Here is a 19,615-nt window from a genome sequence, read left to right as displayed (position 1 = left end):
TCAGAAGCTGAATTCGCCGGCGCGGACCCTGGCCATCTTCGCCTTCAGCTCCGCCCGCTCGTCGGCGGTGCAGGGCTGCGGCTTGACGCCCTGGTTGATCGTGTCGGCCTCGGAGACACCGACATAGGCCGAACGCGCGCTGGCGAGTTGCTCCGGCGTCGCGCCGCGGGCGCGCTCGGCCGCGAGAAACTGCTCCAGCGTGTTTGCCCGCGGATAGCCGGCGCGACAGGCGGTCGAGCGCGAGACCAGGTTGGCGAACTCGGCCGCACGGATCGCGCTCGGGTTGGAGGCGGTCGAGACGCAGGCCCCGAGCGGCAGGGCGAGCAGGCACGCGAGCGCGGCGAACCGCGCTCCTCGGGGCAGGCAGGGCATGGCGAGGTCAGCCGTTCTTTTCGGGCAGGTTGAGGCGGATATGCAGTTCGCGCAGCTGCTTGGGGCCGACTTCCGAAGGAGCGCCCATCAGGAGGTCGACCGCCTGCTGGTTCATCGGGAAGAGCGCGACCTCGCGCAGGTTCGTCGCGCCGGCGAGGAGCATGATGATGCGGTCGATGCCGGCCGCCATGCCGCCATGCGGCGGAGCGCCATACTGGAACGCGCGGTACATGCCGCCGAAGCGCTCGACCACCGTCTCCTCGCCATAGCCCGCGATCTCGAAGGCCTTGACCATCGCCTCGGGGCGGTGGTTGCGGATGCCGCCGGAGGCGAGCTCATAGCCGTTGCAAGCGATATCGTACTGGAAGGCCTTGATCGCGAGCGGATCGTCCTTCTGCAGCGATTCCAGGCCGCCTTGCGGCATCGAGAACGGGTTATGCGAGAAATCGACCCGCTTCTCGTCCTCGTTCCACTCGTACATCGGGAAGTCGACGATCCAGGCGAAGGCGAAGGCGTTCTCGTCGATCAGCCCGAGCTCGGAGCCGACCCTGTTCCGGGCGCTGCCGGCGAACTTGTAGAACTTCTCCGGGTTGCCGGCGACGAAGAAGCAGGCATCGCCGCCCTTCAGGCACATCTGGGCGATGATCGCCGCGACCCGCTCGGGACCGATATTGTTGGCGATCGGCCCCTGCCCTTCGCCATCCTCCTTGACCATCAGGTAGCCGAGGCCCGGCTGGCCCTCGCCCTGCGCCCAGGAGTTCATCCGGTCGCAGAAGGCGCGCGAACCGCCGCCCGGCGCCGGAATGGCCCAGACCTGCGCCTTCTCGTCCTCGAGGATGCGGGCGAAGACCTTGAAGCCCGAGCCACGGAAATGCTCGGAGACGGCCTGCATCTCGATCGGGTTGCGCAGGTCCGGCTTGTCCGAGCCGTATTTGGTGATCGCGTCGGCATAGGGGATGCGCGGCCAGTCCTTGGTGACCGACTTGCCGCCGCCGAATTCCTCGAAGACACCGGCGATGACCGGCTCCATGGTGCGGAAGACGTCGTCCTGCGTGACGAAGCTCATCTCGACGTCGAGCTGGTAGAACTCGCCCGGCAGGCGGTCGGCGCGCGGGTCCTCGTCGCGGAAGCAGGGCGCGATCTGGAAGTAGCGGTCGAAGCCCGCCATCATCAGGAGCTGCTTGTACTGCTGCGGCGCCTGCGGCAGCGCGTAGAAATGGCCGGGATGCAAGCGGCTCGGCACCAGGAAGTCGCGCGCGCCTTCCGGCGAGGAGGCCGTCAGGATCGGCGTCTGGAACTCGGAGAAGCCCGAGTTCTTCATGCGGTTGCGGATGGAGTCGACGACCTTGCCGCGCAGCATGATGTTGTTGTGCAGCTTCTCGCGGCGCAGATCGAGGAAGCGGTACTTGAGGCGCGTGTCCTCGGGATATTCGAGATCGCCGAAGACGGGCAGCGGCAATTCGCCGGCCGGGCCGAGCACTTCGAGCTCGGTCGCGAAGACCTCGACCGCGCCGGTGGCGAGGTTCGGGTTCTCGGTACCTTCAAGCCGCGCCTTGACCTTGCCGTCGATGCGGATGACCCATTCGGAGCGGACCTTCTCGGCATCGGCGAAGGCCGGCGAATCCGGATCGATCACGACCTGGGTCATGCCGTAATGGTCGCGCAGGTCGATGAAGAGCACGCCGCCATGGTCGCGGATGCGGTGGCACCAGCCGGAGAGGCGCGCGGTCGAGCCGATATCGCTCTCGCGAAGCGCGCCGCAGGTGTGGGAACGATAGCGATGCAGGGTCACGGCACTCGTCTTTCGGAAATGCGAAAAAGGCCAGCGCGTGGCCGGCCGAAGCTAGGCGCGTAAGCACACGCGCGCGGGCGGCTTGTCAAGAAATGTCGCGTGAGATTCCGCCACAAACTCGCCGCAAGCGAGACCGGGCCATCCGGCGAAAGCGAGAGCTTCGCGCCGGGTTTGCGAGGCGGATTGCATGATCGGCCGCGCCAAGGCCTTATTGGAAAGGGCTGGCGAATCAGCATTTCCCTGCGGCTTCGCATGCTCTATGAGCCGAAGACATGAGCTTGATCACCACCACCCAGGACTTGGCCGATGCTTGCGCGCGTCTGGCTGAACATCCTTTCGTCACGGTCGATACCGAATTCCTGCGCGAGACGACCTATTATCCGAAGCTCTGCCTGATCCAGCTCGCCTCTCCTGATGAGGCCGTGCTGGTCGATCCGCTCGCTCCCGAGCTCGACCTCGCGCCCTTCCTGGCGCTGATGGCCGACCAGAACGTGGTGAAGGTCTTCCATGCCGCACGGCAGGACCTCGAGATCGTCTGGATCATCGGCAAGCTGATCCCGACGCCGCTCTTCGACACGCAGGTCGCGGCCATGGTCTGCGGCTATGGCGATTCCGTCGGCTACGAGCAGCTTGCCAACGATCTCGCCAAGGCACGGATCGACAAGTCCTCGCGCTTCACCGACTGGTCGCGCCGGCCGCTGACCGAGGCACAGCTGACCTATGCCGAATCGGACGTGACGCATCTGCGCGACATCTATCTCGCCCTCAAGGCCGATCTCGCCGCGAGCGGACGCGAAGCCTGGGTCGCCGAAGAGATGGCGGTGCTGACCTCGCCGGCGACCTATGAGGTCAAGCCGGAGAATGCCTGGCAGCGCCTGAAGGGGCGCATTCGCAAGCCGAAGGAGCTGGCCCTGCTGATGGAGCTCGCCGCCTGGCGCGAGCGCGAGGCACAATCGCGCGACGTGCCGCGCCAGCGCGTGCTCAAGGATGATGCCCTGATGGATATCGTCCAGCGCGGCCCGCGCTCGGTCGAGGCACTGGCGGAGCTGCGCTCGGTGCCGAACGGCTTTGAGCGCTCGCGCGCCGGCGGCGAGGTGCTGGCGGCGATCGAGCGGGGCAACGCGCTCGACACGCGCGACCTGCCGCGGCTGGAGCGCGAGCGCGGCCGGCCGGCCAATGGCGCGGTGCTCGACTTGCTCAAGGTGCTGCTCAAGGCCACGGCCGATGCCGAGCGTGTCGCGCCGAAGATCCTCGCCTCATCCGACGATCTCGAGGCGATCTCGTTCGACGACGATGCCGACGTCCCCGCCCTGCAGGGCTGGCGACGCGAGGTCTTCGGCGAGAAGGCCGTGGCGCTGAAGAACGGCAGGCTCAGCCTGAGGATCGTGCGCGGCCGCGTCACGGTGGCCTGACGCGGCGCAAGTCTCGAACGCGCGACGTCAGCGCGAGGCTTCAGCGCAAAGCTTCAGCCCGCCCTCACCTCCGGCTCGCGGCCGAGCAGGCGGGCGAGCTGCCTGAGGCGACCCGTTACCCGGTCGCTCGCAAGCGCCTTCAGATCCTCGGGCAGGCGCAGGACGAGGCGGCGGTCGACACAGGTCAGCGAGATGCGTGGCAGGATGTCGGGCATGCCGGCCGAAAGCAGATAGGCGACGCGGAAGGCGCTGGCGAGCAGCTGCGACTTCTCCAGCAAGCGTGGCGTCAGCAGCCGGCGCAGCCCCTCCGCCATCAGCGTGTCGCTCTTGGCGCCGGCATAGCGATGGAACACGGTCAGCGCCAGGAAGGCGCGGCCGGAATGGTCGACGCCGCTGAAGGCGGCATGCGCGATCACGTTCAGGCTCTGCTCGCCGCGATAATCCGGATGGGCGCGCCAGCCGATATCGGAGAGCAGGCAGGCGGCGTCCTGCAGGCGCCGGTTCGCCCCGTCCTCGTGCAACCCGGTGCTGGTGACGAGCTTGTCGATCCAGGCGATCAGGTCGGCGGCATGGCGCGGATCGCGGGCCCGAAGCTGGTTGTAGTCCTGGGCACCGCGCAGGAGCGGATCGACCTTGCGCTCGCGCTCGGGCAGCTGATCGTGCAGCAGGCCCTCGCGCACGCCGCTCGCCGAAATCACGACCGCGCGCGGCCGGCCGCGCTTGATCACGAGATCGAGGATCAAGGCGCCGTAGGCGAGCAACGGCCGGCGGGCCGAGGACACGGCATCGATCGATTCGAGCATCGAGGAATCGGCGCGCTCGACCATGCGGGCGAATTCGGCGACGTCGCGGGCCGGCACGGTATAGCCGTGCATGACGCTGAGCGGGTAGCCCGACTGGCGCTGGTGGAGTGTCGCGAGCGCGCGCCAGGTGCCGCCGACGGCGAAGAAATCCTTGCCGCGCATCGCCGCAAGCTGCGGCAGATGGTCGAGCTCCTCGCGCACGATCTTCTCGGCGGCCTTGAGCGAGCCCTTCGAGCGGTCCATCAGGGCAAGGCCGCCGATGGGCAGGCTTACGCCCTCGCCCGCCCGGTCGCCATCGACCGAAATCAGCTCGAGCGAGCCGCCGCCGAGGTCGCCGACCACGCCGTGGGGCTCGGCAAAGCCGGAGATCACCCCGAGCGCCGAAAGATAGGCCTCGCGGTTGCCGGAGATCAGCTCGATCGGCTGGCCGATCGCCTTCTCGGCCTGGGTGATGAAGTCGTGGCCGTTGGCGGCATCGCGCGCCGCCGCCGTGGCGATGACGCGGATCGTACCGACCTGCATCGCTTCGCAGAGGATGCGGAAGCGCACCAGCGCTTCGAGCGCCTTCGCCATCGCATCGTCGGCGAGCCGGCCGGTGGTCGCGACCTGGCGGCCGAGACCGGCCATCTCCTTCTCGTTGAAGACCTGCGCCGGCGAGCGCGACAGCATCTCGTAGACGACGAGGCGGACGGAATTCGAGCCAATATCGACGATGGCGAGGGTCTCGCCATGGCTCAGCCGCCCCGGAAGCAGGACGGGATCAACCCTTTCGGCCACGGCGCGCGAGGCTGCGAGGACTTGAACTGGAGAGTGATTTTCCACGGCCGGACAAGCTCGGATTTGTCATGAAATAATTATGGGCGTTGAACGACTCGTCGCTCGGCGGCGGGACAATGCGTCGCGAGCCACCATCGGGCAAGATGGTCCAGCTCTGTTCATTGTCGAGAAAGTTGGCGAGCATGATCTGCTCGAGCAACTGCTGGTGGACGGTCGCGTTCTGGATCGGCGTCAGCGCCTCGACGCGGCGGTCGAGATTGCGCGGCATCAGGTCGGCCGAGGAAATGTAGAGCTTGGCCTTGGGCGACGGCAAGCCGTGGCCGCTGCCGAAAGCATAGATGCGGGTGTGCTCCAGGAAGCGCCCGACGATCGACTTGACGCGGATATTGTCCGAGAGGCCCGGCACACCCGGCCGCAGGCAGCAGATGCCGCGCACGACGAAATCGATCTCGACGCCGGCGCGGCTCGCGTCATAGAGCGCGTCGATGATCTCGGGGTCGACCAGCGAATTGCACTTGCCCCAGATCGCGCCCTTGCGGCCGGCCTTGGCATGGGCGACCTCCTCGGCGATATCGGCGAGCAGGCGCTGCTTCAGCCCGACCGGCGAGACCGACATCTTCTCGAGCTCGGCCGGCTCGGCATAGCCGGTGATGAAGTTGAAGACGCGGGCGACGTCCTGGCCCATCACCGGATCGGCGGTGAAGAAGGAGACGTCGGTATAGATGCGGGCCGTGATCGGGTGATAATTGCCGGTCGCGATATGGCAATAGCTCACGAGCTGTCCCGCCTCGCGCCTGACCACCATCGAGAGCTTGGCGTGGGTCTTGAGCTCGATGAAGCCGTAGACGACCTGGACGCCGGCGCGCTCCATCTCCTTGGCCCAGCGGATATTGGCTTCCTCGTCGAAGCGGGCCTTGAGCTCGACCAGCGCGGTCACCGACTTGCCGGCCTCGGCGGCCTCGGTCAGGGCCTGCACGATCGGCGAGTTTGAGGAGGTGCGGTAGAGCGTCTGCTTGATCGCGACGACGCTGGGATCATGTGCCGCCTGCTGCAGGAACTGCACGACGACGTCGAAGCTCTCATAGGGATGGTGGACGATCAGGTCCTTCTGGCGGATCGCGGCGAAGCAATCGCCGCCATGCTCGCGGATGCGTTCGGGGAAGCGGGCATTGAACGGCTTGAACTTCAGGTCCGGCCGGTCGACGCCGACGAGCTGCGACAGCTCGTTGAGGCCGATCATGCCTTCGACCTGATCGATCTCGTCCTGGTCGACCTTGAGCTCGCGCACGATGAGCTGGCGCAGATGGGCCGGCATGCCGATGCTGACCTCGAGCCTGATCACGACGCCGCGGCGGCGCTGCTTCAGCATGGTCTCGAAGACGCGGACCAGGTCCTCGGCCTCCTCCTCGATGTCGAGGTCGGAATCGCGGATCACGCGGAAGGACCCGGTGCCCTTGACGGAATAGCCCGGGAACAACTTGGCGATGAAGAGCGAGACCGTGTCTTCCAGCGTGATGAAGCGGTGGCCGCCATCACGCGCCAGATCCGGCAATTCGATGAAGCGATCGATCTTGATCGGGACGCGGATCAGCGCGTCGAGCTGGCGGCCATCGCTGGTCCGCTCCAGCGCCAGCGCGATGGTGAAGCCGAGATTGGGGATGAACGGGAACGGATGCGCCGGATCGATCGCCAGCGGCGTCAGCACCGGAAAGACGTAATTGAGGAAATGATCCTCGAGCCAGGTCCGATGCTGCGCGCCGATATCCTGCGGCCCGAGCAGCAGGATGCGGTTCTCGTGCAGCTCGCGCTTGAGCTCGACCCAGCGCGCCTGCTGGTCGGCGGTCAGAGCCGTCGTCGCCTTGCCGATCTCGACGAGCTGCTCGGCCGGGGTCAGCCCGTCCTGGCTCTGCGTGACGACGCCGGCCTTGAGCTGTTCGCGCAGGCCGGAGACGCGGACCATGAAGAATTCGTCGAGGTTATTGGCCGAGATCGAGAGGAAGCGCAGCTGCTCGAGCAGCGGGTGGTTGCGGTTCGAGGCCTCTTCCATCACCCGGCGATTGAACTGAAGCCAGGAGAGCTCGCGGTTCATGAAGCGGGCGGGCGAATGCCGCAATCCGGTCTCGGCTTCGACGAGAATGGCCTCGAGCGGGCTCGCATCCGTGGATTCGAGATTCATGGGCTTCGCCTTCAAACGGGACACTGCTCTGGCCACACCGAATCTCCTATGCGGCCTTGAAGACATCCTAGCGTGACCATTCCATGACACTAGGATGTCTTCGCGCGCGGCGCGATTCTGTGAACAGGATGCGGCGAGAGGCGCACTTGCGGAGAAATCGCCGCTCCTGTTTGGTGAATCTGAGTTGGCTATGCCGGAATCCGCGCCGCAGCTTGGCGGCAGGGCTGCTCCTTTTTCCTTCCCCGACGAGGTTTTCTTGAGCGACACCACCACTGCGCATGATGATGGCGACATCGTCTATCCGTCGGCGATCCCGTTCGTGCTGGCCCATCTCGCCTGTTTCGGCGCGATCTGGAGTGGCGTGACCTGGACCTCGGCCTGGCTGGCGATCGGCCTCTATTGGCTGCGCATGTTCGCGGTGACCGCGGGCTACCATCGCTATTTCTCGCATCGCTCCTACAAGACGAGCCGTGTCGGCCAGTTCCTGCTGGCGGTGCTGGCGCAGTCGACGGCGCAGAAGAGCGTGCTCTGGTGGGCCTCGAAGCACCGGCACCATCATCGCCATGCCGATACCGAGCATGACGTGCATTCGCCGGTCCTGACCTCCTTCGCCTATTCGCATGTCGGCTGGATCTTCAGCAAAAGCCATGACCGCTTCGACGATTCGAGCATCCAGGACCTGACCCGGTTTCCCGAGCTGCGCCTGCTGCACCGGTTCGAGCTGGCTCCGGCGGTGCTGCTGGCCCTGGCCTGCTTCGCCATCGACGGCTGGGCCGGGCTCATCGTCGGCTTCTTCTGGTCGACGGTCGCGGTCTATCACGGGACCTTCTGCATCAACTCGCTCGCCCATGTGCATGGCGACAAGGACTATGTGACCGGCGACGAGAGCCGCAACAACTGGTGGCTCGCGATCATTACCATGGGCGAAGGCTGGCACAACAACCACCATGCCTATCAGTACAGCGTGCGCCAGGGCTTTCGCTGGTGGCAATGGGACCCGACCTATTACGCGATCCTCGGCCTGTCGAAGCTCCGCCTGGTCTGGGACCTGAAGGCCCCGCCGCAGGCGGTGATCGAGCGCTCGCAGGCACTGCCGCCGCGCGTGATCGAGCGCTCAGCCGAACGGCTGGCGGCCTCCGTGCCGCTCGACCGCGTCGTCAGCGCCTTCCGCGAGGCCTATGCGGCGAGCCCCGGCCTGCCGGAATTGCACCTGCCGAGCATGACGCTGGCCGATCTCAAGGCGGCGCTCGCCGAGATGCAGCACCGCGCCGGCGACCGGCTCGCCGCCATGCAGCAGCAGGCGCATGAAGCGGTCTCGCACTGGCACTTGCCGCATCTGCCGCATTTGCCGAGCCGCGAAGAGCTGCGCGAGAAGGCCTCGGCGATGTTCGTGCGCACGCCTTCGCTGGATGCGATCGCGGCGCGGGCGCATGACATGCTGCTGGAGGCGATGCATGCGCGGCTGGTGGCTGCTCCCGCCCAAGCCGGCGCAGATCGCTGATCTCATATCGTTGAAACATCGCCATCTCCGGCATATGCTTAGGCCTATGCCGGAGGGCTCACCATGAATCAGGAACGCCACGTCAAACTGTTCCGCAACGGCCGCAACCAGGCCGTTCGCATCCCCGTGGAATTCGAGCTGCCCGGAGACGAAGCGGTGATGCGCCGCGAGGGCAGCAGGCTGGTCATCGAGCCGTTGCGCAAGCTTTCGCTTCTCGCCGTGTTGGAGACCCTGTCCCCTCTGGACGAGCCCTTCCCTGATGTCGACGAGGACCTCTCCCTGCCTCGCGAGATCGAGCTGTGATCCAGCCGCGCTTCATGCTGGATACCAACATCGTCTCCGATCTCGTCAGAAATCCCGCGGGAGCAGTCAGCCGACATATCGCGAAACTCGGTGATGATGGGCTCGCGATCAGTATCGTGGTCGCGGCGGAGCTTCGCTATGGCTGCGCCAAACGAGCGTCGCCGGCGCTGACACACCAGGTCGAGACCATTCTGTCCGCGCTTGAGATCCTGCCGCTCGATGAGCCCGCGGATCGCGAATATGCCCGCATCCGACACGAGCTGACCCAAAAGGGGCGACTCATCGGGCCCAACGACCTGTTGATCGCCGCCCATGCCTGCGCGCTTGGCACGCCGCTGGTGACCAACAACCTCGACGAGTTCTCGCGCGTGGGCGGGCTCAAGCTCGAGAACTGGCTGGAATGAACAGCCGAAGCCTCACCCCGCCGCGTTGATATAGACGAAGGCCTCGATGCCCGATTTCAGCGTCACCGCGACGCGCTTGTAGTCCGAGACCTCGTAGCTGTCGGCAGCGGCGAGCTCGGCGGGCGTGATGCGGAAGACCGCGCCGGGCACCTCGTCGGCCGGGTTGCCGCTCGGCGCCACGATCGGGTGATGCGTCTCGCCACTGGTCGCGACGACCGCGGGATCCTTGATCTCGACCATGGCGCGGGAGAAGCCCACGAGCGCGTCGTCATGGCCCTCCAGCTCGCGGCCGAAGGTGGCGAGCTGGACGTTGCGCTGGCGCAAGGTGCCGTAGGAGAACAGCCAGATCGTCGCGTCTTCGGCACTCATTCCGTACCCCCAACTCAGTCCACATCCTGCGGAAACAGCTCCGCCAGGACCTCGTTCGCCAGCGCCCGCGTGACCCGGCGGCCGCGCTCCAGCGAGAGCTTGTCGAGCGCATCGACGATGGCGCGCGCCGCGGCGAAGGAGCGCTCCATGCGCAGCGTCAGCGCCTCGATGATGCTGGTATCGACGACGAGCTGGCGGTCGATGAAGAGCTTGACCAGCAGCGCCCGCAGCAGTGCATCGTCCGGCGGCGCGATCGTTGCGTGCGGGGCGAGCCGGAGGCGCGAGAGCAGGTCGGGCACGCGCACGCCCCAGAGATCGGGCGCGGAGCGGGCCGTCAGCAGCAGGAAGCCGCCCCTCGCCCTCACCGCGTTCATCAGGTGGAACAGGGCGGGCTCATCGCGCGGGCCGCGGTCGCAATCCTCGACGACGAGCGCACCGCCGGAGATCAGGTGCAGGACGTTCTCCTCGGTCACCTCGGTGACCGGCACGGTCCAGGCATGGGCGCGCGCGGCCCAGATCGCGGCGAGATGGGTCTTGCCCGCGCCCTCCGGCCCTACCAGGCGCAGCCAGGATTCGGGCCAGCCCGGCCAGGATTCGACCAGGCCATAGGCGGCCTCGTTCGAGGGGCCGATCAGGAAATCCTCGACGCCATGGCGGCTGTCGACCGGCAGGTCGAAGGCGAGCTGGCGCGGGCGGCGGGAAGGTTCGGAATTCGGAGGCTCAGACATCGGCCCCGTGCCGCTTGTGCATCTCGGCGGCCTTGGCGGCATCGCCGCCATGATAGATGTTGCTGGCGAGATACTGCCGGAGCGCGAAACGGCAGAGCACGCCGATGACCGCAGCCAGCGGCACGGCCAGCAACAGCCCGACAAAGCCGAACAGCGTGCCGAAGGCGAGCAGCGCGAACATCAGCCAGACCGGGTGGACGCCGATCGAGTCGCCGACGAGCTTGGGCTGCAGGATGTTGCCCTCGATGAACTGCCCGAGGACGAAGACGGCGAGCGTGGCGAGCGGCCAGGTCCAGTCCGGCCAGAACTGCACGGTGGCGACGCCGACGGAAAGCACGAGCCCGGTCAGCGAGCCGACATAGGGGATGAAGGAGAGAAAGCCGCTGATGATGCCGATCAGCGCGCCGAAATTGACGCCGACCAGGCTCAGCCCGACCGCATAGAACGCGCCGAGCAGAAGGCAGAGCAGCGCCTGGCCACGCAGGAACCCCGCGATCGCCGTGTCCATCTCGCGCAGCAGGCCGCGGATCGTATCGCGATGGTCGAGCGGCAGCCAGCTGTCGACCGTGGCGCACATGCGATCCCAGTCGACCAGGAGATAGAAGGCGATGACCGGCGTCAGCACCAGCAGCGAAAAAATGCCGATGATCGCGGTGCCGCCGGACCAGAGCGATTGCAGGACGCTGCCGACCCAGCTCGTCGCGGCGCCGACGAGGTTGCCGAGCGAGCTCTGGGCGTCCGCGGCCAGCTTGGTGCCGCCGAAACGCTCGATCAGCGGGGCGCCGCGCTCCATCACCAGGGCCTGCAGCTTGGCGGCGTCGCTGGGCAGCCGGGCGACGAGGCCGGCGAGCTGCTGGGTCAGCAGCGGCGCGAGCAGGACGAGCGCCAGCACGAAGATCAGCAGGAACAGGATGAGGATGACGATGGTCGCGGTCAGCCGCCGCAAGCCGAGCCGCTCCAGCCTGTCGGCCAGCGGATCGAGCAGATAGGCCAGCGCCAAGGCCGCGATGAAGGGCAGCAGCACGTCGCGCAGCAGCACGAGCCCCAGCACGAGAACGGCAAGCGCGAGCAGCCAGAAGCCGATTTGACGCTGCAATGTCATGATCAGGTGGCCCCCAGGAGATCCGGCATTGCCTTTGGTCAGCGCTCCCAGGACCTCATGCGAGCATGAAATCATGAGAGCATGATGTCGCCCGACCGGCTCGCACCCATCGGCATCACGGCCGAGACATGGTGAGCGCCGGGCGGGGTTCCAAGCCGCCCTCCCCGGACAGCTTCAGGCCGCCATACGGCGCAGCCAGAAGGCGAGATAGGCCGCCATCGAGCCGACCGTCAATATGGCAACGGCGAGCTCGACGACCTCTCCTGCAGCGCCGGGATCGACGCCGAAAGCATGGCTGCCGAGAACGAGGGCGGCGAAGATGACCTGCGCGGCAGTGTTGATCTTGCTGATGGCGAATGGGGTCATCGCGAGCGGCTTGCCCATCACCCAGGACAGGATCACCGCCGAGACGATCATGAGATCGCGCGAGACCACGAGGATGACGAGCCAGGCCGGGACGGCGCCGACCATGGCGAGCGTGACATAGATCGAGACGATCAGCGCCTTGTCGGCGATCGGGTCGAGATAGCCGCCGAGCTCGCTCGCCATGCCGAAGTGCCGCGCCAGGATGCCGTCGATCGCATCGGAGACGCCGGCGATCACGAAAATGGCGAAAGCGGCCTGCCAGCGCTGGCTGACGATCATCAGGATGACGAGCGGCACCAGGAACAGCCGGCCGACCGTGATCAGGTTGGGAAGCGTCATCGCGGGCTCGCCGGCTTCTGCTGGGTAAAGGCTAGAACATGGCGCCTGAAAATTCGAGTTATCGACATCGGCGCGCCCGAAAGCGCCCTTCGCGCTTGCAACACCATGCCGGCTTGCCTATCGCTCGCGCCAGAACAAGGAAGGCGGAGCCATGAGCAAACCGGGCGCGAACGGACTGACCTATGCGCAGGCGGGCGTCGATATCGATGCCGGCAACGCGATGGTCGATGCGATCAAGCCGCTGGTGCGTGCGACGCGCCGGCCCGGCGCCGATGCCGAGATCGGCGGGTTCGGCGGATTGTTCGACCTGAAGGCAGCCGGGTTCAGCGACCCGATCCTGGTCGCGGCCAATGACGGCGTCGGCACCAAGGTCAAGATCGCGATCGAGAGCGGGCTGCATTCGACGATTGGCATCGATCTCGTCGCGATGTGCGTCAACGATCTCATCGTCCAGGGCGCCGAGCCGCTGCTCTTCCTCGACTATTACGCCACCGGCAAGCTCGACCCGAAAGTCGGCGTCGAGATCGTGCGCGGCATCGCCGATGGCTGCCGCCAGGCCGGCTGCGCGCTGATCGGCGGCGAGACGGCCGAGATGCCCGGCATGTATGCCGAGAAGGATTATGACCTCGCCGGCTTTGCCGTCGGCGCGGCCGAGCGCGGCGCGCTGCTGCCACGCGCCGACCTCGTGCCAGGCGATGTCGTGTTCGGGCTGCCCTCCTCCGGCGTGCATTCCAACGGCTATTCGCTGGTCCGGCGCATCGTTGCGGTCTCCGGCCTCGCCTGGGACGCCCCCGCCCCGTTCGCGCCGGAGACGAGCCTGGCCGAGGCGCTGCTGGTGCCGACCCGGATCTATGTGAAGCCGCTGCTGCAGGCGCTGAAGGCGACGAGCGGCATCAAGGCGCTGGCGCATATCACCGGCGGCGGCTTCCCCGACAACATCCCGCGGGTGCTCCCGGACGGACTCGGCGTCGCGCTCGACCTTCCCGCCATCCCGGTGCCGCCGGTCTTCTCCTGGCTCGCCAAGGTCGGTGGCGTCGTCGAGCGCGAGATGCTGCGCACCTTCAATTGCGGGATCGGCATGATCGTCGCAGCGCAGGCCGACAAGGCTGCCGAAGTCGAGGCCGCGCTCAAGGCGGCCGGCGAAGCGCCGGTCCGGCTCGGCGAGATCGTGCCCGTGGCCGAGGGCGCGGAGCAGGTGAGCTATCGCGGGGCGCTCAAGCTGTGAGTTCAGGCCCGGCGCGCAAGCGGACCGCGATCCTGATCTCGGGCCGCGGCTCCAACATGGTCTCGCTGGTCGAGGCGGCGAAGCCCGCCGATTTCCCGGCCGAGATCACGCTCGTGCTCTCGAACGCGCCGGAAGCCGGCGGGCTGGCGCGGGCGGCCGAAGCGGGCATCGCGACCGCCGCGGTCGATCACCGCCCCTTCCGCGGGGATCGCGAGGCCTTCGAGCGCGCGATGGACGAGGTGCTGCGCATCAACCAGATCGAGCTCGTCGTGCTCGCCGGCTTCATGCGCGTACTGACGCCCTGGTTCGTGACGCGCTGGCAGGGCCGGCTGATCAACATCCACCCCTCGCTGCTGCCGCTGTTCCGCGGCACGCACACGCATAGGCAGGCGCTCGAGGCCGGCGTCGCCGAGCATGGCTGCAGCGTGCATTTCGTCGTGCCCGAGCTCGATGCCGGGCCGGTGATCGCGCAGGCCAAGGTGCCGGTCCTGCCCGGCGACGACGAGGACAAGCTTGCCGCCCGCGTGCTCGAGCAGGAGCACAAGCTCTATCCGTTGGCGCTGGCCGAGGTCGCGAGCGGCCGGGCCGTGCTCGCAGGCGATTCCGTCATCCGGCGCTGATCGGCGCATTCGGCGCGCTTCGCCTCGGCTTCCGCCTCCTCGTTCTGCCAGCGCTTCAGCAGGTCGGCGCGCCGGGCCGGATAGCGCTCCTCGCGCAGGTCGAGCTCGGTGATGCGATCGGTGCGGAAATGCCGGAAGGCCTCGCGCAGCTCGCACCAGGCAATGACGATGCGGACGCGGTCATAGAAGGTCAGGCCGATCGGCCAGATCATGCGCTGCGTCTCCTGGCCGGCCTCGTCGCGGTAACGGACCGAGATCTTGCGGCCCATCCGGATCGAGGCGCGGATGCCGGCGACATCGACCTGGTCGACCGGCATGTCCCGGCCATAGGCCGGCGCAAACAGTGCGCCATCGAGCAGGATCGGCTTGAGATGCTGCGGCAGCACGGCCGCGACCTTGCTGACCACGTCCTCCGCCGCGCGCGAGAGCACCGGGTCCGCCCGTTCGCTGAGCCAGCGCATGCCGACGAGCACGGCCTCGATCTCGTCGGGCGAGAGCATCAGCGGCGGCAGGTCGAAGCCGGCATCGAGCACATAGCCGATGCCAGCCTCGCCGCGCACCGGCACGCCCTGGCGGATCAGGGCGCCGATATCGCGATAGATCGTACGCACGGACACGTCGAGCTCCGAGGCCAGCGTCTCCGCCGTCACCGGGCGGCGACGGCGGCGCAGGCCCTGGATCAAGTCGAGCAATCGTTCAGCGCGTTGCATGGGGCAGTTCCCACCCGTCGGTTTCGGGGCAACAATGCTCTAGCGGTCCTGACAGGAATTGTCAGGACTATGTCAGGAGCATGATATGGCCGGGCCTAAGGGGGATTCGCGATGATCGAGTTGCATGCTTTCGGCCCGGGCTTCGGCCTGCCGGACCCGAGCCCGTTCTGCATCAAGGCCGATCTGCTGCTGCAGATGTCCGGCCTGCCCTTCGAGCGCAAGCGCGGCAACATGCGCAAGGCGCCCAAGGGCAAGCTGCCGATGATCGTCGAGAATGGCGAGATCATTGCCGATTCGACCTTCATCCGCCTGCATCTGGAGCGCCGGCACGGCGTCGACCTCGACAAGGGCCTGACGGCGGAGCAGCGCGGCGCCGCCTGGGCGGTCGAGAAGATGCTGGAAGACCATCTCTACTGGATGGTGGTGCAGGAGCGCTGGACCGTCGACGCCAATTTCGACCGCGGCCCGCGGCATTTCTTTGAGGCCGTGCCGGCGCCGCTGCGCCCTCTCGTCATCGCGATGATCAAGCGCAAGGTGCGCCAGAACCTGCATGGCCATGGCATGGGCCGCTATACGCCGGCGGAGCGGCTGGAACTCGCCCGGCAAGCTGTCGGGGCCGTCGCCGCCGTGCTGGGCGAGCGCCGTTTCCTGGTGCGCGAGGAACCGTGCTGGGCCGACGCGACGGTCGGCGCCTTCATGGTGGCGGGGCTGTGCCAGCTCTTCGATTCACCGCTGCGCGGCGTGATCGCGGGCCACCCCAATCTCGTCGCCTATGCGGCGCGGATCAGGGCGGCCTATTTTAACGAGCGCGAGGAGCTCAGCTCGGCCGCTTGAGCTTGCAGCGGTCGATGAAGTCGAAGCCCTTGGCGCGGGCCGTGTCGTTGAAATAGCCGGTGTCGCGGAAGGCCTGGAGCTCGTCCTTGGTCATCGCGTTGACGGTGCCCTTGGCGTAGCAGCTGCACGGGGTGTGCACCGCCTCGCGGGTGGTGTTCATCAGGCGCGACTGGACATGCAGGCAGGCGTCGAAGGCGCGCAGCTGGATCATGTAGGGCGTCAGGTTCTTCGCCGTCGGGTCCGGCGGCGGCAGCGGGGCCGAGCTGCTGGCGGCATAGGCCACGGCCCCGAACAGCACAGAAAATCCACCGGCCAGCAAGGCCGCACCCATCCGCCGCATCATCATGATGTCTTGCCCAATCCTCGAAATGCCGCCTGCCGGGCAAGGATCATGCCGCGGTGCATGCGGCGCGGATGGTTCACAGCGCTCGGTAAAGGTCAAGAGCCCGCAAGGTCACGCCCGCTTGATCCAGACTTTATTGTCGTGGAAGGCGGCGCCACCGAAGGGCGCGACCGCATCGGCCCCGGTGATCGTGTTGATGCCGCGGCCATGCTTATGGGCGGCATTGGGCCAGATCGACTCGGCAATGACGACGCCCCGCACGACGCCCTCGAACAGCACCGCCCTGAGATGGACGCTGCCGCGCTGGTTGCCGATGACGACCTCGTCGCCCTCGGCGACGCCGAGCGGAGCGGCATCCTGCGGATGCAACATCAGGGTCGGGCCGCCTTCCTTCTTCTGCGAGCTCGGCGTCTCCGTGAAGGTCGAGTTCAGGAAGCTGCGGGCCGGGCTAGTCGCGAGCTTGAACGGATGGGCCTCGTCGGCGCCCTCGATCACATCCCAATGGTCCGGCAGGGCCGGCATCGTCTGCCAGGGGCCGACCGGGCCGGCATTGGCGTTCGGCACTTTCGGCCAGTCGGGCTTGAAGCGGAACTTGCGGTCGCGATAGCCGAAGCCGTCGACATAATGCGCCGTGTCGAAATCCGGCTGGATGTCGTGGAAATCATTGGCGATCAGCTCGTCCAGCGGACCGCGGCCACTCTCCTGCAAGGTCCAGTCGGCGAGCTCGCGCGGGGTCATGGCGAAGCCGCGATGCTCGGCACCGAGGCGCGCAGCCAGGCCGACGATCACCTCATGGTTCGAGCGGCATTCGCCGGGCGCGTCGATGAGCTTGCCGCCCCACATGATGTGCTGGTGGCCGCCGCCCTGGTAGAGGTCGTCATGTTCCATGAACTGCGTCGCCGGCAGCACGATATCGGCCATGGCGGCGGTCTCGGTCATGAACTGCTCGTGCACGACGGTGAAGAGGTCGTCGCGGGCAAAGCCCTCCTTGACCAGTTCCTGCTCGGGCGCGACCGTGACCGGGTTGGTGTTCTGGATCAGCAGCGCCTTGACCGGACCACCGTGGCGCAAAGCCTCGGCATCACCGGTCAGCACGCGGCCGATCTGCGACTGGTCGAGCTGGCGAATCGAGCGATCGAGCGCGTCGAGCCCCTCGATCAGGCTCTTGCGCCATTTGTAGATGCCGCTGTTGGAGTGGAAGGCGCCTCCGCCCTCATATTGCCAGGCGCCGGTCACGGTCGGCACGCAGAGCGCCGCATGCATGTTGACCGCGCCGTTGCGCTGGCGGGCGAAGCCGTAGCCGAGGCGGAAGAAGCTCTTCTTGCGGGTGCCGACCAGCGCCGCGAATTCCTCGATCTGCGCGACGGAGAGGCCAGTGATCGCCGCCGCCCATTCCGGCGTGCGGCTGGCGAGATGCGCCTCGAGTTCCTCGGGCGCATCGGTATGGCGGGCGAGATAGTCGCGATCGGCGTGGCCGTCACGGAAGAGGACATGCATCACGGCACAGGCGAGCGCGCCATCGGTGCCGGGGCGCAGGACCAGCGCCAGATCGGCCTGGGCCAGCGTCGGATTATGGTAGATGTCGATGGCGACGATCTTGGCGCCACGCTCCTTCCGCGCCTTGACGGCGTGGTGCATGACATTGACCTGCGTGTGCACAGCATTCGTGCCCCAGATCACCACGCAATCGGACTTCGCCATCTCGCGCGGGTCCGGCCCGGCGAGGCGGCCGGTGCCGGCGATATAGCCGGTCCACGCCATGGTCGTGCAGATCGTCGAATATTGCCCGGAATAGCGTTTGACGTTGCGCAGGCGGTTGATGCCGTCGCGCATCACCAGCCCCATCGTCCCGGCATAGTAATACGGCCAGATCGCCTCGCTGCCATGCTCGGCCTCGATGGCGAGGAAACGGCTGGCGATCTCGTCGAGCGCCTCGTCCCATGAGATGCGCGCGAAGGAGCCCGACCCTTTCGGCCCGGTGCGGCGCAGCGGATGGAGCAGCCGGTCAGGGTGGTGGATGCGCTCGGAATAGCGCGCGACCTTGGCGCAGACGACGCCATCCGTATAGCTCTGGCGCTTGGAGCCGCGGACGCGGCCGATGCTGCGCCCGTCGATGACCTCAATCTCGAGCGAGCAGGCAGAGGGGCAGTCATGCGGGCAAACCGATGGCTGCAGCTTGATGCGTGGCAATTCCGTCATCCGGATTTCCTAGAACAGCTCCAGCAAAAGCGGAAGCTAGATCATCGGACCGGATAGCGGATCCGGTCCTCTGATCTAGCTCCTTGTTTTCGCATCGGCTTCTTCCGAAAACCGCAATCCACTTTTCGCGCCGATGCGCCAGGCTTTTTCGTCGGCCCACCCAGCCCATGCCCGACCTTCGCTGCGCGCCCTTCAGGAATCGGCGCATCTCCTTTACGGATGAATTTCGGCGGATTGGCCCGACCGGTGGCCGCATCAACCTTGGGTTAAGGTAAATGGCTCAGATTGCCCGCGTTGTGTTTGCCAAAGGCGCCGCGGCGCCGGAGTCCGACTAATGCGTTGCGTTGCGTACCTGGCAGGCGTCCTGGCCTGTCTTGCCCTGTCGTTTTCCGATCGCGCTCAGGCGCAGTCGAGCGATTACACCACTCTCACCTCGCCCCAATCGGCCCAGAACTGGTACGTCACGGTCGGCGCCGGCCTGCGCTACCAGCCGGACTACACCGGCTCGGACGATTACGTCTTCCGCGCCAGGCCGATCATCTCGCTCGGCCGCGGCCTGAAGAGCACCTGGTGGTCGGCCGAGGACGACCCGACGCTGACCGTCGGCTTCTTCTCCGGCCAGGGCTGGCGCGTCGGCTTCTCCGGCGAGTTGCTGTGGAAGCGCAAGGCCGAGGTCAACCCGGCGCTGGTTGCCGTTCCCGAGACCAAGTTCGGCGCCGAGGCCGGCGGCTTCGTCGAGTTCTACCCGACCTCCTGGCTGCGTGCCCGCGCCGATCTGCGCCGCGGCATCGTCGCGCATGATGCGCTCGTCGCCGATTTCAAGCTCGATGCCTTCCAGCGCATCGGCGCCTGGACGCTCGGCGCCGGACCGCGCATGAGCGTCGTCGGTGCCGATTATCTGCGCACCTATTACGGCTCCTACACCGCTGGTGGCGGCGGAATGCTGAAGCGCTTCAATGCCGGCGTCTACTCGGTCGGCGCGATTGCCCAGGCGACCTATAACTGGACCGACAATCTCTCGACGACGGCCTATGTCGAGTACAAGTACCTGGTCGGCGATGCGGCCCAGGCGCCGATCGTCAAGACCTGGGGCTCGCGCAACTCCTGGACCGTGGGCATCTCCGCCAGCTACGCCTTCGACTCGGGCTTCAGATGAGCTTCGGCCTGCCTCGGCCCTCGCATGAGGGCCGAGACTCAAGTCCCTGACGGCACAAACGAAAACGGCGGAGCCCTTGGCTCC

General features: G+C 66.8%; 19 protein-coding genes. 8 read left to right on the top strand and 11 right to left on the bottom strand.

The features are described from left to right. Positions 1–372 (bottom strand): hypothetical protein, encoded by a 372-nt coding sequence (locus EV560_RS13935; RefSeq protein ID WP_131856387.1) that lies wholly within the window; start codon positions 370–372, stop codon positions 1–3. A 7-nt stretch (positions 373–379) separates the two neighbouring features. Continuing rightward, positions 380–2,158 carry an aspartate--tRNA ligase gene (gene aspS / locus EV560_RS13930; protein ID WP_131856757.1) on the bottom strand — a complete coding sequence of 593 codons (1,779 nt, stop codon included), beginning with the start codon at positions 2,156–2,158 and terminating at the stop codon, positions 380–382. 278 nt (positions 2,159–2,436) lie between these two features. Here aspS and rnd point away from each other — a divergent pair, with 278 nt between their 5' ends. Beyond that, positions 2,437–3,576: a ribonuclease D gene (gene rnd / locus EV560_RS13925; RefSeq protein ID WP_131856386.1), complete on the top strand. Its 1,140-nt coding sequence runs from the start codon at positions 2,437–2,439 to the stop codon at positions 3,574–3,576. 53 nt (positions 3,577–3,629) lie between these two features. On the opposite strand, the gene ppx is transcribed toward rnd, so the two are convergent. Together ppx and EV560_RS13915 are read right to left on the bottom strand one after the other, a co-directional pair. Next, on the bottom strand, positions 3,630–5,156 hold the full coding sequence (gene ppx, locus EV560_RS13920; protein WP_131856385.1) for an exopolyphosphatase: 1,527 nt from the start codon (positions 5,154–5,156) through the stop codon (positions 3,630–3,632). Continuing rightward, positions 5,140–7,332: an RNA degradosome polyphosphate kinase gene (locus EV560_RS13915; RefSeq protein ID WP_131856384.1), complete on the bottom strand. Its 2,193-nt coding sequence runs from the start codon at positions 7,330–7,332 to the stop codon at positions 5,140–5,142. Before EV560_RS13915 ends, ppx begins: the two co-directional genes overlap by 17 nt. A gap of 256 nt (positions 7,333–7,588) precedes the next feature. On the opposite strand from EV560_RS13915, the gene EV560_RS13910 reads away from it, so the two are divergent. The 3 genes from EV560_RS13910 (at position 7,589) to EV560_RS13900 (ending at position 9,540) form a co-directional block, all read left to right on the top strand. Beyond that, positions 7,589–8,833 (top strand): acyl-CoA desaturase, encoded by a 1,245-nt coding sequence (locus EV560_RS13910; RefSeq protein WP_248312041.1) that lies wholly within the window; start codon positions 7,589–7,591, stop codon positions 8,831–8,833. Positions 8,834–8,896: 63 nt separating this feature from the next. Further along, positions 8,897–9,136 (top strand): antitoxin, encoded by a 240-nt coding sequence (locus tag EV560_RS13905; RefSeq protein WP_131856382.1) that lies wholly within the window; start codon positions 8,897–8,899, stop codon positions 9,134–9,136. Beyond that, on the top strand, positions 9,136–9,540 hold the full coding sequence (locus EV560_RS13900; protein WP_131856756.1) for a type II toxin-antitoxin system VapC family toxin: 405 nt from the start codon (positions 9,136–9,138) through the stop codon (positions 9,538–9,540). The genes EV560_RS13905 and EV560_RS13900 overlap by 1 nt, the downstream gene beginning before the upstream one ends. A 12-nt stretch (positions 9,541–9,552) precedes the next feature. Here EV560_RS13900 and EV560_RS13895 read toward each other — a convergent pair whose 3' ends face one another. From EV560_RS13895 to EV560_RS13880, 4 genes are all read right to left on the bottom strand, one after another. Then, a complete protein-coding gene (locus EV560_RS13895; RefSeq protein ID WP_131856381.1) occupies positions 9,553–9,909 on the bottom strand; it encodes a gamma-glutamylcyclotransferase family protein in 357 nt (118 codons plus the stop codon). 14 nt (positions 9,910–9,923) lie between these two features. Beyond that, a complete protein-coding gene (locus EV560_RS13890; RefSeq protein WP_131856380.1) occupies positions 9,924–10,637 on the bottom strand; it encodes a P-loop NTPase family protein in 714 nt (237 codons plus the stop codon). Next, positions 10,630–11,739 (bottom strand): AI-2E family transporter, encoded by a 1,110-nt coding sequence (locus EV560_RS13885; protein WP_131856379.1) that lies wholly within the window; start codon positions 11,737–11,739, stop codon positions 10,630–10,632. The genes EV560_RS13890 and EV560_RS13885 overlap by 8 nt, the downstream gene beginning before the upstream one ends. Positions 11,740–11,913: 174 nt before the next feature. Then, positions 11,914–12,444 carry a CDP-alcohol phosphatidyltransferase family protein gene (locus tag EV560_RS13880; protein WP_131856378.1) on the bottom strand — a complete coding sequence of 177 codons (531 nt, stop codon included), beginning with the start codon at positions 12,442–12,444 and terminating at the stop codon, positions 11,914–11,916. A 151-nt stretch (positions 12,445–12,595) separates the two neighbouring features. Here EV560_RS13880 and purM point away from each other — a divergent pair, with 151 nt between their 5' ends. Both purM and purN read left to right on the top strand, forming a co-directional pair. Then, positions 12,596–13,669 carry a phosphoribosylformylglycinamidine cyclo-ligase gene (gene purM / locus EV560_RS13875; protein WP_131856377.1) on the top strand — a complete coding sequence of 358 codons (1,074 nt, stop codon included), beginning with the start codon at positions 12,596–12,598 and terminating at the stop codon, positions 13,667–13,669. A gap of 56 nt (positions 13,670–13,725) precedes the next feature. Then, positions 13,726–14,289: a phosphoribosylglycinamide formyltransferase gene (purN, locus tag EV560_RS13870; protein ID WP_465247011.1), complete on the top strand. Its 564-nt coding sequence runs from the start codon at positions 13,726–13,728 to the stop codon at positions 14,287–14,289. On the opposite strand, the gene EV560_RS13865 is transcribed toward purN, so the two are convergent. After that, complete coding sequence (locus tag EV560_RS13865; RefSeq protein WP_131856375.1) at positions 14,217–14,999, bottom strand: helix-turn-helix transcriptional regulator; 783 nt, start codon at positions 14,997–14,999, stop codon at positions 14,217–14,219. The genes purN and EV560_RS13865 overlap by 73 nt on opposite strands. Before the next feature lie 111 nt (positions 15,000–15,110). Here EV560_RS13865 and EV560_RS13860 point away from each other — a divergent pair, with 111 nt between their 5' ends. Continuing rightward, positions 15,111–15,833: a glutathione S-transferase family protein gene (locus tag EV560_RS13860; RefSeq protein ID WP_131856374.1), complete on the top strand. Its 723-nt coding sequence runs from the start codon at positions 15,111–15,113 to the stop codon at positions 15,831–15,833. Here the strand turns inward: EV560_RS13860 and EV560_RS13855 are convergent. Continuing rightward, on the bottom strand, positions 15,817–16,164 hold the full coding sequence (locus EV560_RS13855) for a hypothetical protein (RefSeq protein WP_131856373.1): 348 nt from the start codon (positions 16,162–16,164) through the stop codon (positions 15,817–15,819). The two genes, EV560_RS13860 and EV560_RS13855, sit on opposite strands and share 17 nt — an antisense overlap. 123 nt (positions 16,165–16,287) lie before the next feature. Beyond that, positions 16,288–18,375 (bottom strand): molybdopterin-containing oxidoreductase family protein, encoded by a 2,088-nt coding sequence (locus tag EV560_RS13850; protein ID WP_131856372.1) that lies wholly within the window; start codon positions 18,373–18,375, stop codon positions 16,288–16,290. 334 nt (positions 18,376–18,709) lie between these two features. Here EV560_RS13850 and EV560_RS13845 point away from each other — a divergent pair, with 334 nt between their 5' ends. Continuing rightward, positions 18,710–19,531, top strand: a complete 822-nt coding sequence (locus EV560_RS13845; protein ID WP_131856371.1) for a MipA/OmpV family protein — start codon at positions 18,710–18,712, stop codon at positions 19,529–19,531. Positions 19,532–19,615: the final 84 nt, after the last annotated feature.

It is taken from the genome of Allobosea sp. BK604, from assembly GCF_004341515.1.
GTDB lineage: Bacteria > Pseudomonadota > Alphaproteobacteria > Rhizobiales > Beijerinckiaceae > Allobosea.
Note: the sequence above shows the minus strand (reverse complement) of the source record. Positions and strands in the feature narration are given on the sequence as shown.